We start from the raw sequence: 15,777 nt of genomic DNA, 5'->3' as shown, positions 1-15,777 counted from the left end.
CTGTGGGGGGGTGAACCGGGGGCTTGTGGGATGCGTGACAGGTGGTGCCATTGGTGCGAGTTGACATCAGTGGGACGGCCGAGAACGTATGGTGACGAGCGCACGCCAACAAGGAGGGGGCTGGAAGCTATACCTCCGCTTTACTTGTGGCATAAGGGAGTTGGGCAAGGCATTGCCTGGTGCTGACCTCCCGGCAGGTGTGAAATCGAGTCGTCCCGGTGTGGTGTGCGACGGCTGTTCCGTACCGCTTCGTGACCATTCGGGACCGATCGCCACGGCGTGTTTTCAGCCGCGCGCCGCGACCCCCGGTCCGGCCGCCCGGTGCCCCCGCCGGACGGGCCGCCGCGCCGACAGGCGATAGTGGTGGGGTGAGTGCCGTCCCTCAGCCCCGCGCTGACCAAGCCGTCGAGACCGAAGCCGCGACCGACCGCGAGACCGGGGTCGAACCCGGCCGGGCGACCGAAGCCGGGCCCGAACGCGGGACCGGCCCCGGTGCCGCGCCCTCGGCCGCGCGGCGCACCGCCATGCGCGTCCTCGCCGTCGCGCTCGCGTGCGGCGTGATCGGCGCCAGCGTCGTGCTGCTCGCGGCGGGCAAGACCTGGGCGCGCGGCACCGTCGCCTTCGGCCAGGGCACCCTCCCGGTGCACGCCACCGGCAGCCAGGCCACCGCGCTGCCCGGCGCGCTGGCCCTGGTCGGCCTGGCCGCGCTCGTCGCCGTCTTCGCCGTGCGCCGGATCGGCCGGTACGTCGTCTCCGGGCTGCTCGCGCTCTCCGGCCTCGGCGTGGTCGTCGTCGTGCTCGCCCGCCGCGCGGCCACCGGCGCCCTCAACGAACGGGCCGCCGCCGCGTCCGGCCTCACCCGCGCCACCGCGGGCCACACGAGCACCACTGGCTGGCCGCTGGTCGCCGTCGCGGGCGGCGTATTGCTGCTCCTCGCGGGCCTGCTCGCACTGCGCTACGGCCACGCCTGGCCCGCGATGTCCAGCCGCTACGACCGGCCGGGCAGCCGCCCCTCGCTGCGCGGCAGGGCCGCCGCCGCGCCCGCGCCGATCGACCCCGACCGGGCCGAGGACCTGTGGAAGGCGCTGGACCGGGGCGAGGACCCCACGCAGGCCCCCGGCTGACCGGTCCCGCGCGTGCCGCGACCGCCCGTTCCACCCCCGTGCACGGCAACCCCGGAACACGCGCAACAATGGAAGACGAAGTCGGCGGCGAAAGGACGCCACCGACCGAGAGGATTCAGGGAGCACTCATGGCGGTCCATCACGACCACGGCCACACCCCCGCCGCGTGGACCGGCTCGATCATCTCGTTCATCGGCTTCTGTGCCGGAGGCGTGTTCATGGTCGCCGCCCAGCCGGTCCCCTTCTGGGCGAGCATGGGCGTCATCCTGCTCGGCCCCGTCGTCGGCGGTGCGATGAAGCTCATGGGCCTGGGCAGCAAGGAGTCACCCGAGGTACGGGTCGCCCGCGCCCACGCCGCGCAGGAGGTCCGCACCCCGGAGGGGACGACGCACACGGAGTCGCCCGCTGAGGCGCCCGCCAGCGCCTGACCCCACCGGTCCCGCCCGCCGGGCGCAGCCGCCGACCTCCGGGTCCGCGCGCTGCGCCTTCGTGCGTCCGGGGGCAGAATCGGCGATGTGATTCACGACACAGCAGGTCGGGCCGCAGGCCGGGCCCCCGCGGCGGCGCGCGGGACGGCTCCCGGAGCGGCCCTCGGCGCCCTCTCGCGCGCCGCCGTACCGCTCGCCCTCCTCGGCGCGGTGGCGGGCGCCTTCGCGTACGTCGGCGCCGTCGACCCCAACACGCCCGGCCACTACCCGGCCTGCCCGCTGCTGCACTACACCGGGATCTACTGCCCCGGCTGCGGCGGCCTGCGCAGCGCCCACGCCGTCGCCCACGGCCACCTCGGCACGGCGCTGGGCTGCAACGCCCTCGCGGTGGCCGGATACGTCGTCTTCGCCGTCGTGTGGGCCGTCTGGTTCACCCGCAGGCTGCGCGGCAGACCGTTCGAACCCGTGCTGCGCCCGGTGTACGGGAAGGCGCTCCTCGCCCTGGCGCTGGTCTTCACCGTTGTCCGGAACCTGCCGTTCGGCGCGGCGCTGATCCCGTGACCCGCCCGCCTTCCGGGGCATGCTTGTCCAGGTGGTGGGACCGCGAATCCCCGGATGCGGGCGCTGCGCCCGGCGCCCGATACCATCGGAGTGTCGGTGGTTCCCACCATTGGCTTGATCATTTCGCTGTACGAACCCGGTCCGGAAGGGGAGCTCTCGCGTGAGTGTGCTCGACGAGATCATCGACGGAGTCCGCGCTGACCTCGCCGAGCGGCAGGCCCGCGTCACCCTCGACGAACTCAAGGAGCGGGCCACCAAGGCGCGCGACGCCAAGGACGGGGTGGCCGCCCTGCGCGGCGACAGCGTCAAGGTGATCTGCGAGGTCAAGCGGTCCAGCCCCTCCAAGGGCGCGCTGGCCGCCATCGCCGACCCCGCGGGGCTCGCCGCCGACTACGAGGCGGGCGGCGCCGCCGTCATCAGCGTCCTCACCGAGCAGCGGAAGTTCGGCGGCTCCCTCGCCGACCTCGAAGCGGTCCGCGCCAAGGTCGACATCCCGGTCCTGCGCAAGGACTTCATCGTCACCGCGTACCAGCTCTGGGAGGCCCGCGCCTACGGTGCCGACCTCGCCCTGCTGATCGTCTCCGCGCTCGACCAGGACGCCCTCGTCTCGCTCGTCGAGCGGGCCCAGTCGATCGGCCTCACCCCGATCGTCGAGGTGCACGACGAGGAGGAGGTCGAGCGGGCGGTGGACGCCGGGGCGAAGATCATCGGGGTCAACGCGCGCAATCTCAAGACCCTTGAGGTCGACCGCGGGAACTTCGCCCGCGTCGCGCCCGAGATTCCCGACCACATCGTGAAGATCGCCGAGTCCGGGGTGCGTGGTCCCCACGACCTGATCGCCTATGCCAATGACGGCGCCGACGCCGTGCTCGTCGGCGAGTCGCTCGTCACCGGCAAGGATCCGCGTGCCGCGGTCGCCGATCTCGTGGCTGCCGGCGCCCACCCCGCCCTCCGCTTCGGCCGCTAACCCCCCTCCGGGGGAGGGCCCCACACCCCTTACGGTGCCCCGTCAGGGCGCCCGACCGCGCTTTGCACGGCGGTTCTTCGCGAGAGACGGTGCCCCGTCAGGGCGCGTGAGCCGCACGTCGCGGGGCGGTTCCGTCAAGAACGTGCCCCGTCAGGGGCGCGGGGAACTGCGCGGGCAGCCGCGACGCTCTCGCACGTCACCGCCCGCCCCGGCGGGGCAGTTCGGTGGTGTCCGGGCCACCGGCCGGTGGTGGGTTGCTCGCGCAGTTCCTCGCGCCCCTGACGGGGCGACCGTCTTTCGTCCGGGCGGTGGGCCGGTCTTTTGAGGGGCGCGGGGAACTGCGCGGCCCGCCGCGACGCTCTCGCAGGTCACCACCGGCCCCGGTGGGGCAGTTCGGTGGTGTCCGGACCACCGGCCGCTGGGGGTTGCTCGCGCAGTTCCTCGCGCCCCTGACGGGGCGGCCGTCTTTCGTTCGGGCGGTGAGCCGGTCTTTTGAGGGGCGCGGGGAACTGCGCGGCCCGCCGCGATGCTCTCGCTGGTCACCACCGGCCCCGGTGGGGCAGTTCGGTGGTGTCCGGGCCACCGGCCGGTGGTGGGTTGCTCGCGCAGTTCCTCGCGCCCCTGGCGGGGCGGGCCGTCTTTCGTCCGGGCGGTGAGCCGGTCTTTTGAGGGGTGCGGGGAACTGCGCGGCCCGCCGCGATGCTCCCGCAGGTCACCGCCCGCCCCGGTGGGGCGGTTCGGTGGTGTCCGGACCACCGGCCGGTGGGGGCTGGGCGCGCAGTTCCTCGCGCCCCTCAAAGCGAGGCCCTGCGCGGTACCGGGGTCCTCAAGGCGAGGCGCTGTGTTGGCTGAACGCGCGCGGGGGCCGGGCATGGAGTGGGGGGACCTGCCCGGAGGGCTAGACTCGGGCGCATGTCCCTCGCCGCGCGTCTCGCCCCCGGTTGCCGCCCCCGCGGCTGCCGCGCGCCGGCGCGCAAGGTGCTGGGGCGCCGGGTGCGGTATGTGATCGGGTGCGAGCCCGGCCAGGTGAACGGCAGGCGATGGCGCCGCGGCTGAGCCGCGAGCACAGCCGCGTACGCACGACACGGACACGCGTACGCGTCCCCCCTTTCACCCGCGCCTGACGGCGCACAGCCAGGGATACCCCATGTCAGAAACGCACGACTTCTTCCATCCGGATCCGGACGGATCCGTCCCCACCCCCGCGGGCTACTTCGGCGCGTTCGGCGGCAAGTTCATCCCGGAGGCGCTGGTCGCCGCCGTGGACGAGGTGGCCGTCGAGTACGAGAAGGCGAAGACCGACCCCGCCTTCGCGGCCGAGCTGAACGACCTGATGGCCAACTACGCGGGCCGCCCGAGCGCCCTCACGGAGGTCCCCCGGTTCGCCGAGCAGGCGGGCGGGGCACGGGTCTTCCTCAAGCGGGAGGACCTGAACCACACCGGCTCGCACAAGATCAACAACGTGCTGGGCCAGACGCTGCTGACCAAGCGGATGGGCAAGACCCGCGTGATCGCGGAGACCGGCGCGGGCCAGCACGGCGTCGCCACCGCGACCGCCTGCGCGCTGTTCGGCCTCGACTGCACGATCTACATGGGCGAGATCGACACCCAGCGCCAGGCGCTCAACGTCGCGCGGATGCGGATGCTCGGCGCCGAGGTGGTCTCGGTGACCTCCGGCAGCCGGACGCTGAAGGACGCCATCAACGAGGCGTTCCGCGACTGGGTCGCCAACGTGGACCGCACGCACTACCTGTTCGGCACGGTCGCGGGACCGCACCCCTTCCCCGCGCTGGTCCGCGACTTCCACCGGGTGATCGGCGTCGAGGCGCGCCGCCAGCTCCTGGAGCGCACCGGCCGGCTGCCCGACGCCGCCGTCGCCTGCGTCGGCGGCGGCTCCAACGCCATGGGCCTCTTCCACGCCTTCCTGCCCGACACCGGGGTCCGGCTGGTCGGCTGCGAGCCCGCGGGCCACGGCGTGGCCACCGGGGAGCACGCGGCCACCCTCACCGAGGGCGAGCCGGGCATCCTGCACGGCTCGCGCTCCTACGTCCTCCAGGACGACGAGGGCCAGATCACCGAGCCGTACTCGATCTCGGCGGGTCTGGACTACCCCGGCGTCGGCCCCGAGCACTCGTACCTCAAGGACATCGGCCGCGCCGAATACCGCGCGGTCACCGACGACGAGGCGATGCAGGCCCTGCGGCTGCTGTCCCGTACCGAGGGCATCATCCCCGCCATCGAGAGCGCGCACGCCCTGGCCGGGGCCCTGGAGATTGGCCGCGAGCTGGGCCCCGAGGGCCTGGTGCTGGTGAACCTCTCCGGCCGCGGCGACAAGGACATGGACACGGCGGCCCGCTACTTCGGGCTGTACGACGCGACCGCCGAGGTCGATGAGGACAACGAGGTGGCGGTCAAGTGAGCGGGAACGTAGAGCTGTTGGACCGGGCGCTGGCCGACGCCAAGGCCGAGGGGCGGGCCGCGCTCGTGGCGTATCTGCCCGCCGGTTTCCCGACCGTGGACGGCGGGATCGAGGCCGTGAAGGCCGCCTTCGAGGGCGGCGCGGACATCGTCGAGGTCGGGCTGCCGCACAGCGACCCGGTGCTGGACGGGCCGGTCATCCAGACCGCCGACGACATCGCGCTCAACAAGAACCACGTGCGGATCGCCGACGTGCTGCGCACCGTACGCGAGGCGCACCAGGCCACCGGCAAGCCGGTGCTGGTCATGACGTACTGGAACCCGGTGGACCGCTACGGCGCCGAGCGGTTCGCGACCGAGCTGGCCGAGGCGGGCGGCGCGGGCTGCATCCTGCCCGACCTGCCGGTCGAGGAGTCCGAGGGATGGCGGAAGGCGGCCGAGCAGCAGGGCCTGGCCACCGTCTTCGTCGTCGCCCCTTCCAGCCGTGACGAGCGGCTGGCGAAGATCACCGCGGCGGGCAGCGGCTTCGTCTACGCGGCCTCCCTGATGGGTGTCACCGGCACGCGGGAGAGCGTCGGCGAGCAGGCGTCCGACCTCGTGCGCCGCACCCGCGCCACCACGGACCTGCCGGTCTGCGTGGGCCTGGGCGTGTCGAACGCGGTGCAGGCCGCCGAGGTCGCGGCCTTCGCCGACGGTGTGATCGTCGGCTCGGCCTTCGTCAAGCGCATCCTCGACGCGGACGGCGACCTGCCCGCGGCCCTCACGGCCGTACGGGAACTGGCGGCGGAACTGGCCGCGGGCGTCCGCAAGCGCGGCTGACGGCACCGGCCGCGACCGTACGAAAGGAACCGGCCGCGCCCCGTACGACCGGCCCCGGCGTAACACGATGGGGCGAATCGCGGTGCGGGAAGGCGCTGAAGTGCCCTCCCGCACCGTTGGTCAGGGATGTGAGCCAGAAGAACCGAGACGGAAAGCGCAGCGCCCGCGAGGCCCTGTACGAACAGCGTGAGAAAGAGAAGGCCAGCGCCCGACGCAGGCGCACCATGGTGGTCGCGGGCGCGGTGGTCGCCGTGCTGGCCATCGCCGCCGTGATCGGGGTGGTGGTCGCCGACCACAAGGACAGCGGCGGCGGCTCCACCCCGGCCGCCGCGCCCAAGGGCGCCATCGGCAAGGACAATCTCGTCATCCCCGTCGGCGCCGCCGACGCGCCCTCGGTGCTGACGATCTACGAGGACTTCCGCTGCCCGGCGTGCGACGCCTTCGAGAAGGCGTTCACCCCGACCATCCACAGCCTTGAGGACAGCGGGCAGATCCGCACCGAATACCACCTGGTGACGCTCATCGACGGCAATCTCGGCGGCTCCGGCTCGCTGAACGCCGCCAATGCCGCCGCCTGCGCCCAGGACGCGGGCAAATTCCGCGCCTACCACGATGTGCTGTACGACAATCAGCCGGAGGAGCAGAGCGACACCTTCTCCGACAAGAACCACCTGCTCGACCTGGCGGGCAAGGTCAGCGGTCTGAAGACGCCGACCTTCACCGCGTGCGTCAACGGCGGCACCCACAACAGCTGGGTGAAGGCGTCGAACAGCGCCTTCGGGAAGTCCGGCTTCAACTCGACGCCGACGATCCTGCTCAACGGCAAGAGCGTCTACGGGAGCGGCAGCAATCTCACGCCCGACTCGCTGAAGCAGATGGTCACCGACGCGAACAAGGGCAAAAAGGCGGGTGCGGTGACCACCGCTCCGGCCTCCTGACAGGCCCGCTGAGGGGCCTGCCGAGGCTTGATTCCGGGCCTTTCGGCGTCCGCGGGGATTCCCCCGGAGGGGCCGGAGGAGTCCCGGCCGTTATCCATACGTAGCCGGGCGGGTTGCCGCACTTCCCGCCCGGCAAGGTAGCGTCGGTCATTGCCATGGAACTCGCATTCATTCCCAGCCCGTCGCACGGAGTCGTCCACCTCGGACCCATTCCGCTGCGCGGCTACGCGTTCTGCATCATCATCGGTGTCTTCGTAGCCGTATGGCTCGGCGGCAAGCGCTGGATCGCCCGCGGCGGCCGGGCGGGCACGGTCGCGGACATCGCCGTGTGGGCGGTGCCCTTCGGTCTGGTCGGCGGCCGGCTGTACCACGTGATCACCGATTACGAGCTGTACTTCACCAGTGGCAAGGACTGGGTCGACGCCTTCAAGATCTGGCAGGGCGGCCTGGGGATCTGGGGCGCCATCGCCTTCGGCGCGCTCGGCGCCTGGATCGCCTGCCGCCGCCGGGGGATCGCGCTGCCGGTCTACGCCGACGCCATCGCGCCGGGCATCGCCTTCGCCCAGGCGATCGGCCGCTGGGGCAACTGGTTCAACCAGGAGCTGTACGGCGGCCCGACCACGCTGCCCTGGGGCCTGAAGATCGACCCCGCGCACCGGCCGGAGAGCACGCCGGACATCGCCACGTACCACCCGACGTTCCTGTACGAGTCCCTGTGGTGCGTCGGCGTCGCCCTGCTGGTCATCTGGGCCGACCGCCGCTTCAAGCTCGGCCACGGGCGGGCCTTCGCCCTCTACGTCGCCGCGTACACGGTGGGCCGCGCCTGGATCGAGCACATGCGCGTGGACTACGCCCACCAGATCCTCGGCATGCGGCTCAACGACTGGACCGCGATCGTCGTCTTCATCGGCGCCGTCGTCTACCTCGTCGTCGTCGGCCGCAAGCGGCCCGGCCGCGAGGAGAACATCGAGCCTCTCGCCTCCGGCGAAGGCCCCGACGACGCCTCGCCGCCGTCGTCCGACCCGGAAGCGGACGCGGACGACGCGGTCGACTCCTCCTCCGTCGAGGACGAGGCTTCCGTCGGTTCCGTCGACCCGAAGCGAGCCTCCGAGGCGCTCTGATCTCGCGCCCCTGAGAAGCCCGTCACGCGCAGTGGCGGCGCACCTTCTCCAGGAGGAGAAAGGGCAGGTCAGGGCAGGCTTTCCTTGCTGGCGGCGCGTCGCATTCGAGCGTACGGTCGAATGGATTCGTGGTCGTGCGGCCTCGCGGGAGGCTGCCTGGGGAGGGGTGGGGACGGATGTCAACGGCTGTCGAGGAGACGACGGCGGCGCCGTATCACGTACCGCACCACTCGCACCGTGACGTGAGCGGCGGCTGGCTGCGCCCGGCGGTGTTCGGGGCGATGGACGGCCTGGTGTCGAATCTGGCGCTGATGACGGGAGTGGCGGGCGGCGACGTCTCGTCGCGCACCATCGTGGTGACCGGGCTCGCGGGCCTGGCGGCGGGCGCCTTCTCGATGGCGGCGGGGGAGTACACGTCGGTGGCCTCCCAGCGGGAGCTGGTCGAGGCCGAGCTGGAGATCGAGCGGATCGAGCTGCGCCGCCACCCGGAGGCGGAGCTGCGGGAGCTGGCCGAGCTGTACGTCTCGCGCGGTGTGGAGCCGAAGCTCGCCCGCGAGGTGGCCAGGCAGCTCTCCGTCGACCCGGAGCGGGCGCTGGAGATACACGCCCGTGAGGAACTGGGCGTGGACCCGACCGACCTGCCGTCGCCGCTGGTCGCGGCGGCCTCCTCCTTCGTCGCCTTCGCGCTGGGCGCCCTGCTGCCCGTACTGCCGTATCTGCTCGGCGGCGACTCGCTGTGGCCCGCGGCCGTCCTCGCGCTGGCCGGACTGTTCGGCTGTGGTGCGGCCGTGGCCCGGGTGACCGCGCGTTCCTGGTGGTACAGCGGGGTTCGGCAGCTGCTGTTGGGCGCGGCGGCCGGCGGGGTTACCTTCGTATTGGGCGCGCTTATCGGCACAGCGGTCGGCTGACCACTCCGAACGGTCTGAACGGCCGACCGGTGCGGTCGGCCCACTGGTCCGATCGGGTGATCGGCGATGTGCCGTGCGCCCGCTCCACCGGACTCGGGAAACCCACAGGAAACCAGCGGCCACAAGCCTCATGTTTCCCCGTCGTTTCAGTAGCCGTCGCACGGGGCATTACCCGGTGGCGCACCGGCAGAAAGCGGCCCGGTGGCGCGCTGGACCCGGCCGGAAAACCTCCGACACGGCGCTGGCCTGATCTGTTCGCTCCACCCCTCATCATGTCCACATGCTGGAACTGAGTATCCGCTTCTCGAACACTCGTCCATCATGTAACCTGCACGAAATCGCAGAGGGCCAACGTCGTCCCTGTTGCGCATGCCTGGGAACAGGCAATGCATACAAGCCAAAGACGACGACGGGAGAGCCATGCGTTCGCGTTCCGCGTTCATGGACGGGCGCCCCGCCCCGCAGGGGATGTACGACCCCCGCAACGAGCACGACGCCTGTGGCGTCGGTTTCGTGGCCACCCTCACCGGCGAGGCGAGCCATGGGCTCGTGGAGCAGGCGCTGACCGTTCTGCGCAATCTGGAGCATCGTGGTGCCACCGGCGCCGAGCCCGACTCGGGTGACGGCGCGGGCATCCTCCTCCAGATCCCGGACGCCTTCCTGCGCGAGGCCGCCGGCTTCGCGCTGCCCGACCAGGGCCACTACGCGGTCGGCCTCGCCTTCCTCCCGGTCGAGACCGAGGACCGCGCCAAGGCCGTCGACGCCATCGAGCGGATCGCCGCGGAAGAGGGCCTGACCGTACTCGGCTGGCGCGAGGTCCCGGTCGCCCCCGAGCTGCTGGGCACCACCTCCCGCTCGACGATGCCGTACTTCTCGCAGCTCTTCGTCGCCGACAGCGCCGGTGCCGCCTCCGGCATCGACCTCGACCGGCCCGCCTTCGTCCTGCGCAAGCGGGCCGAGCGCGAGGCCGACGTGTACTTCCCGTCGCTGTCCGCCCGCACGATCGTGTACAAGGGCATGCTGACCACGGGGCAGCTCGAACCGTTCTTCCCCGACCTGTCCGACCCGCGGTTCGCCACCGCCATCGCGCTGGTCCACTCGCGCTTCTCCACCAACACCTTCCCGAGCTGGCCGCTCGCCCACCCGTACCGATTCGTCGCGCACAACGGTGAGATCAACACCGTCAAGGGCAACAGGAACTGGATGCGGGCCCGCGAGTCGCAGCTCGCCAGCGACCTCTTCGGCCCGGCGGGCGGCGGCGAGGGCGGCGACCTGGAGCGGATCTTCCCGATCTGTACGCCCGGCGCCTCCGACACCGCGTCCTTCGACGAGGTGCTGGAACTGCTGCACCTCGGCGGCCGGTCGCTGCCGCACAGCGTGCTGATGATGATCCCCGAGGCGTGGGAGAACCACGAGTCGATGGACCCGGCGCGGCACGCCTTCTACCAGTACCACTCCACGCTGATGGAGCCCTGGGACGGCCCGGCCTGCGTCACCTTCACCGACGGCTCCGTCGTCGGCGCGGTCCTGGACCGCAACGGCCTGCGCCCCGGCCGCTACTGGGTCACCGACGACGGCCTGGTCGTGCTCGCCTCCGAGTCCGGCGTCCTGGACATCGCCCCGGAGAAGGTGACCCGCAAGGGCCGCCTCCAGCCCGGCCGGATGTTCCTGGTCGACACCGTCCAGCACCGGATCGTCGAGGACGACGAGATCAAGGCGGGCATCGCCGCGGAGAACCCGTACGCCGACTGGCTGGAAGCCGGGCTGATCAACCTCTCCGACCTGCCCGAGCGCGAGCACATCGTGCACACCCACGCCTCGGTCACCCGCCGCCAGCAGACCTTCGGCTACACCGAGGAAGAGCTGCGGATCATCCTCGCGCCGATGGCCAGGACCGGCGGCGAACCGCTCGGCTCGATGGGCACCGACTCGCCGATCGCGGCGCTCTCCGAGCGCCCCCGGCTGCTCTTCGACTACTTCACCCAGCTCTTCGCGCAGGTCACCAACCCGCCGCTGGACGCCATCCGCGAGGAACTGGTCACCTCGCTGATCTCCACCATCGGCCCGTCGGGCAACCTGCTGGAGCCCAGCCCGGCCTCCTGTCGCAACATCACCCTGCCGTTCCCGGTGATCGACAACGACGAGCTGGCCAAGCTCATCCACGTCAACGCCGACGGCGACCTGCCCGGGCTCAAGGGCGCCACCCTGTCCGGCCTCTACCGGGTCACCGGCGGCGGCCAGGCACTGGCCGCCCGGCTCGCCGAGATCTGCGCCGAGGCCGACGCCGCCATAGAGGACGGCGCCCGCCTGATCGTGCTCTCCGACCGGCACTCCGACGCCGAGCACGCGCCGATCCCGTCGCTGCTGCTCACCTCCGCCGTGCACCACCACCTGATCCGCACCAAGCAGCGCACCCAGGTCGGCCTCCTCGTCGAGGCGGGCGACGTGCGCGAGGTGCACCACGTGGCGCTGCTCATCGGCTACGGCGCCGCGGCCGTCAACCCCTACCTGGCCATGGAGTCCGTCGAGGACCTGGTCAGGGCGGGCACCTTCCTGCCCGGCGTCGAGGTCGAGACCGCGCTGAAGAACCTGATCAAGGCGCTCGGCAAGGGCGTGCTGAAGGTCATGTCCAAGATGGGCATCTCCACCGTCGCCTCCTACCGCGGCGCGCAGGTCTTCGAGGCGGTCGGCCTGGAGTCCGACTTCGTCGACAGCTACTTCCACGGCACCGACACCAAGATCGGCGGCGCGGGCATCGACGTCGTCGCGCAGGAGGTCGCCGCCCGGCACGCCAAGGCGTACCCGCTGTCCGGCATCGCCGCCGCGCACCGCAGGCTCGACATCGGCGGCGAGTACCAGTGGCGACGCGAGGGCGAACCGCACCTGTTCGACCCCGACACCGTCTTCCGGCTCCAGCACGCCACCCGCACCCGGCGCTACGACATCTTCAAGCAGTACACGCAGCGGGTGAACGAGCAGTCCGAGCGGCTGATGACGCTGCGCGGCCTGTTCGGGCTGAAGAACGACCGCGGCCCCGTCCCGATCGACGAGGTCGAGCCGGTCTCCGAGATCGTCAAGCGCTTCTCCACCGGCGCCATGTCGTACGGCTCGATCTCGCGCGAGGCGCACGAGACGCTGGCCATCGCCATGAACCAGCTCGGCGGCAAGTCCAACACCGGTGAGGGCGGCGAGGACGCCGACCGGCTGTACGACCCGGCCCGGCGCAGCGCCATCAAGCAGGTCGCCTCCGGCCGCTTCGGCGTGACGTCGGAGTACCTGGTCAACGCCGACGACATCCAGATCAAGATGGCCCAGGGCGCCAAGCCCGGCGAGGGCGGTCAGCTCCCCGGCCACAAGGTCTACCCGTGGATCGCCGGCACCCGGCACTCCACCGCGGGCGTCGGCCTGATCTCGCCGCCGCCGCACCACGACATCTACTCCATCGAGGACCTCGCCCAGCTCATCCACGACCTGAAGAACGCCAACCCCAAGGCGCGCGTTCACGTCAAGCTGGTCTCCGAGGTCGGCGTCGGCACCGTCGCGGCCGGTGTGTCCAAGGCCCACGCGGACGTCGTCCTGATCTCGGGACACGACGGCGGTACGGGCGCCTCGCCGCTCACCTCGCTCAAGCACGCGGGCGGCCCCTGGGAGCTGGGCCTGGCCGAGACCCAGCAGACGCTGCTGCTCAACGGCTTGCGGGACCGTATCGTCGTGCAGACCGACGGCCAGCTCAAGACCGGCCGGGACGTCGTCATCGCCGCGCTGCTCGGGGCCGAGGAGTTCGGCTTCGCGACCGCGCCGCTGGTGGTCTCCGGCTGCGTCATGATGCGCGTCTGCCACCTCGACACCTGTCCGGTCGGCGTCGCCACCCAGAACCCGGTGCTGCGCGACCGCTTCACCGGCAAGCCCGAATTCGTCGTGAACTTCTTCGAGTTCATCGCGGAGGAGGTCCGCGAGATCCTCGCCGAGCTGGGCTTCCGCTCCATCGAGGAAGCCGTCGGCCACGCCGAGCTGATCGACGCCGACCACGCCGTGGAGCACTGGAAGGCGCAGGGCCTCGACCTCGCCCCGCTGCTGTACGTGCCGGAGCTGCCCGAGGGCGCGGTGCTGCACCGTACCGTCGAGCAGGACCACGGCCTGGACCGCGCCCTGGACAACGAGCTGATCCGGCTCGCCGCCGAGGCGCTGGAGTCCGGCGCCCCGGTCCGCGCGCAGGTGCCGATCCGCAACGTCAACCGCACGGTCGGCACCATGCTCGGCCACGAGGTGACCAAGAAGTACGGCGGCGCGGGCCTGCCCGACGACACCATCGACGTCACCTTCACCGGCTCCGCCGGCCAGTCCTTCGGGGCGTTCCTGCCCCGGGGCGTCACCCTGCGGCTCGAAGGCGACGCCAACGACTACGTCGGCAAGGGCCTGTCCGGCGGCCGGGTCATCGTCCGCCCCGACCGCGGCGCCGACCACCTCGCCGAGTACTCCACCATCGCGGGCAACACCATCGCGTACGGCGCGACCAGCGGCGAGCTGTTCCTGCGCGGCCGTACCGGCGAGCGGTTCTGCGTCCGCAACTCCGGCGCGACCGTCGTCTCCGAAGGCGTCGGCGACCACGGCTGCGAGTACATGACCGGCGGCCGGGCCGTCGTCCTCGGCGCCACCGGGCGCAACTTCGCGGCCGGTATGTCCGGCGGCATCGCCTACGTCCTCGACCTCGACCCCGGCGCCGTCAACTTCGGGATGGTCGGCGTCGAGTCGCTGGACGCGGGCGACATCACGTGGCTGCACGATGTCGTGCGCCGCCACTTCGAGGAGACCGGCTCCACCGTCGCCGAGCGGCTGCTCGCCGACTGGGGCGGCGCCCTCACCCGCTTCGGCAAGGTCATGCCGAGGGACTACAAGGCAGTGCTCGCCGCCAAGAACGCCGCCGAGCAGGCCGGACTCTCCGAGTCCGAGACCACCGCGAAGATGATGGAGGCGGCAAATGGCTGACCCCAAGGGCTTCCTCACCACCCCGCGTGAGACCGCTCCGACCCGCCCGGTCGAGGAGCGCCGGCAGGACTGGAAAGAGGTCTACGTCCCCGGCGGCCTGCTGCCGATCATCAGCAAGCAGGCCGGACGCTGCATGGACTGCGGCATCCCGTTCTGTCACAACGGCTGTCCGCTGGGGAATCTGATCCCCGAGTGGAACGACTACGCCTACCGCGAGGACTGGACCGAGGCCAGCGAGCGGCTGCACGCCACCAACAACTTCCCGGAGTTCACCGGGCGGCTGTGCCCCGCGCCGTGCGAGTCGGCCTGCGTGCTGGGCATCAACCAGCCCGCCGTCACCATCAAGAACGTCGAAGTCACCATCATCGACAAGGCGTGGGACAACGGCGACGTCACCCCGCAGCCGCCGGACCGGCTGTCCGGCAAGACCGTCGCCGTGATCGGCTCGGGCCCCGCGGGCCTGGCCGCCGCCCAGCAGCTCACCCGCGCCGGGCACACCGTCGCGGTCTACGAGCGCGCCGACCGGATCGGCGGACTGCTGCGCTACGGCATCCCCGAGTTCAAGATGGAGAAGCGGCACATCAACCGGCGCATCGAGCAGATGCGCGCCGAGGGCACCAAATTCCGCACCGGAGTGCAGATCGGCGTCGACCTCGACGCGGCCAAGCTCGCCAAGCGGTACGACGCGGTGGTCATCGCGGCCGGCGCGACCGTCTCCCGCGACCTGCCCGCACCCGGCCGTGAGCTGGGCGGCATCCACTTCGCGATGGAGTACCTCCCGCTGGCCAACAAGGTGCAGGAGGGCGACTTCGTCTCCCCGCCGATCACCGCGCAGGGCAAGCACGTCGTCGTCATCGGCGGCGGCGACACCGGCGCGGACTGCGTCGGCACCGCCCACCGGCAGGGCGCGGCCTCGGTCACCCAGCTCGAGATCATGCCGCGGCCGTCCGACGACCGGCCCGCGGGCCAGCCGTGGCCGACGATGCCCGCCGTCTACAAGGTGACCTCGGCGCACGAGGAGGGCGGCGAGCGGGTCTACGCCGTCAACACCATGAAGTTCGAGGGCGACGAGAACGGCAACGTCAAGGCGCTGCACCTGGTCGAGGTGGCCTTCCAGGACGGGAAGTTCGTCCCGCAGGAGGGCACCGAGCGGGTCATCCCCGCCGAGCTGGTCACCCTCGCGATGGGCTTCACCGGCACCGACCAGTCCAACGGCCTGGTCGACCAGCTCGGTCTCGCGCTGGACGCCCGCGGCAACATCGCGCGCGACGCCTCGTACGCGACCAACGTCGACGGTGTCTTCGTCGCCGGTGACGCCGGGCGCGGCCAGTCGCTCATCGTCTGGGCCATCGCCGAGGGCCGCTCCGCCGCGAAGGCCGTCGACTCCTACCTCACCGGCCTGGCCTCGGCCCTGCACGCCCCCATCCGCCCGACCGACCGGCCCCTCATGGTCTGACGTCGCGTCCGGACGGTCCCGACTGTCCCACCCCGCTCCGCACAATGGCGT

At 71.7% G+C, this 15,777-nt stretch carries 12 protein-coding genes; all 12 read left to right on the top strand.

The features are described 5' to 3' along the window. The first annotated feature begins 368 nt into the window (after positions 1 to 368). The 12 genes from ACZ37P_RS00940 to ACZ37P_RS00885 all read left to right on the top strand — a co-directional run bounded on the left by ACZ37P_RS00940 (position 369) and on the right by ACZ37P_RS00885 (position 15,726). Complete coding sequence (locus ACZ37P_RS00940; protein WP_391044022.1) at positions 369 to 1,124, top strand: TIGR02234 family membrane protein; 756 nt, start codon at positions 369 to 371, stop codon at positions 1,122 to 1,124. A 128-nt stretch (positions 1,125 to 1,252) separates the two neighbouring features. Then, positions 1,253 to 1,552 (top strand): HGxxPAAW family protein, encoded by a 300-nt coding sequence (locus ACZ37P_RS00935; protein ID WP_355334011.1) that lies wholly within the window; start codon positions 1,253 to 1,255, stop codon positions 1,550 to 1,552. Between the two features lie 87 nt (positions 1,553 to 1,639). Beyond that, the gene (locus tag ACZ37P_RS00930; RefSeq protein ID WP_401856630.1) at positions 1,640 to 2,113 is read left to right on the top strand and encodes a DUF2752 domain-containing protein; all 474 of its coding nucleotides are present in this window, start codon (positions 1,640 to 1,642) and stop codon (positions 2,111 to 2,113) included. Between the two features lie 160 nt (positions 2,114 to 2,273). Continuing rightward, positions 2,274 to 3,080, top strand: a complete 807-nt coding sequence (gene trpC, locus ACZ37P_RS00925; RefSeq protein ID WP_467344202.1) for an indole-3-glycerol phosphate synthase TrpC — start codon at positions 2,274 to 2,276, stop codon at positions 3,078 to 3,080. A gap of 912 nt (positions 3,081 to 3,992) precedes the next feature. Continuing rightward, on the top strand, positions 3,993 to 4,136 hold the full coding sequence (gene trpM / locus ACZ37P_RS00920; RefSeq protein ID WP_391044025.1) for a tryptophan biosynthesis modulator TrpM: 144 nt from the start codon (positions 3,993 to 3,995) through the stop codon (positions 4,134 to 4,136). Between the two features lie 91 nt (positions 4,137 to 4,227). Further along, complete coding sequence (trpB, locus tag ACZ37P_RS00915) at positions 4,228 to 5,499, top strand: tryptophan synthase subunit beta (RefSeq protein ID WP_355334003.1); 1,272 nt, start codon at positions 4,228 to 4,230, stop codon at positions 5,497 to 5,499. Next, positions 5,496 to 6,317 (top strand): tryptophan synthase subunit alpha, encoded by an 822-nt coding sequence (trpA, locus tag ACZ37P_RS00910; protein WP_355334000.1) that lies wholly within the window; start codon positions 5,496 to 5,498, stop codon positions 6,315 to 6,317. Before trpB ends, trpA begins: the two co-directional genes overlap by 4 nt. Positions 6,318 to 6,445: 128 nt before the next feature. Further along, on the top strand, positions 6,446 to 7,255 hold the full coding sequence (locus tag ACZ37P_RS00905; RefSeq protein WP_355333997.1) for a DsbA family protein: 810 nt from the start codon (positions 6,446 to 6,448) through the stop codon (positions 7,253 to 7,255). A gap of 155 nt (positions 7,256 to 7,410) precedes the next feature. Then, positions 7,411 to 8,376 (top strand): prolipoprotein diacylglyceryl transferase, encoded by a 966-nt coding sequence (gene lgt, locus ACZ37P_RS00900; RefSeq protein ID WP_467344201.1) that lies wholly within the window; start codon positions 7,411 to 7,413, stop codon positions 8,374 to 8,376. 176 nt (positions 8,377 to 8,552) lie between these two features. Next, positions 8,553 to 9,284: a VIT1/CCC1 transporter family protein gene (locus tag ACZ37P_RS00895; protein ID WP_355333991.1), complete on the top strand. Its 732-nt coding sequence runs from the start codon at positions 8,553 to 8,555 to the stop codon at positions 9,282 to 9,284. A gap of 420 nt (positions 9,285 to 9,704) precedes the next feature. Next, on the top strand, positions 9,705 to 14,270 hold the full coding sequence (gltB, locus tag ACZ37P_RS00890) for a glutamate synthase large subunit (RefSeq protein WP_467344200.1): 4,566 nt from the start codon (positions 9,705 to 9,707) through the stop codon (positions 14,268 to 14,270). Further along, a complete protein-coding gene (locus ACZ37P_RS00885; RefSeq protein WP_355333986.1) occupies positions 14,263 to 15,726 on the top strand; it encodes a glutamate synthase subunit beta in 1,464 nt (487 codons plus the stop codon). The genes gltB and ACZ37P_RS00885 overlap by 8 nt, the downstream gene beginning before the upstream one ends. Positions 15,727 to 15,777 lie beyond the last annotated feature (51 nt).

It is taken from the genome of Streptomyces sp. NPDC024632 (assembly GCF_055559175.1).
The sequence above is the reverse complement of the archived record's forward strand: the minus strand, read 5'-3'. Positions and strand labels throughout refer to the sequence as shown.

What these genes read in the sequence shown, in the direction of transcription:
- ACZ37P_RS00885 (WP_355333986.1), top strand. Translation starts at nt 14,263, where the DNA reads ATGGCTGACCCCAAGGGCTTCCTCACCACCCCGCGTGAGACCGCTCCG.
- lgt (WP_467344201.1), top strand. Translation starts at nt 7,411, where the DNA reads ATGGAACTCGCATTCATTCCCAGCCCGTCGCACGGAGTCGTCCACCTC.
- trpB (WP_355334003.1), top strand. Translation starts at nt 4,228, where the DNA reads ATGTCAGAAACGCACGACTTCTTCCATCCGGATCCGGACGGATCCGTC.
- ACZ37P_RS00935 (WP_355334011.1), top strand. Translation starts at nt 1,253, where the DNA reads ATGGCGGTCCATCACGACCACGGCCACACCCCCGCCGCGTGGACCGGC.
- ACZ37P_RS00895 (WP_355333991.1), top strand. Translation starts at nt 8,553, where the DNA reads ATGTCAACGGCTGTCGAGGAGACGACGGCGGCGCCGTATCACGTACCG.
- trpM (WP_391044025.1), top strand. Translation starts at nt 3,993, where the DNA reads ATGTCCCTCGCCGCGCGTCTCGCCCCCGGTTGCCGCCCCCGCGGCTGC.
- gltB (WP_467344200.1), top strand. Translation starts at nt 9,705, where the DNA reads ATGCGTTCGCGTTCCGCGTTCATGGACGGGCGCCCCGCCCCGCAGGGG.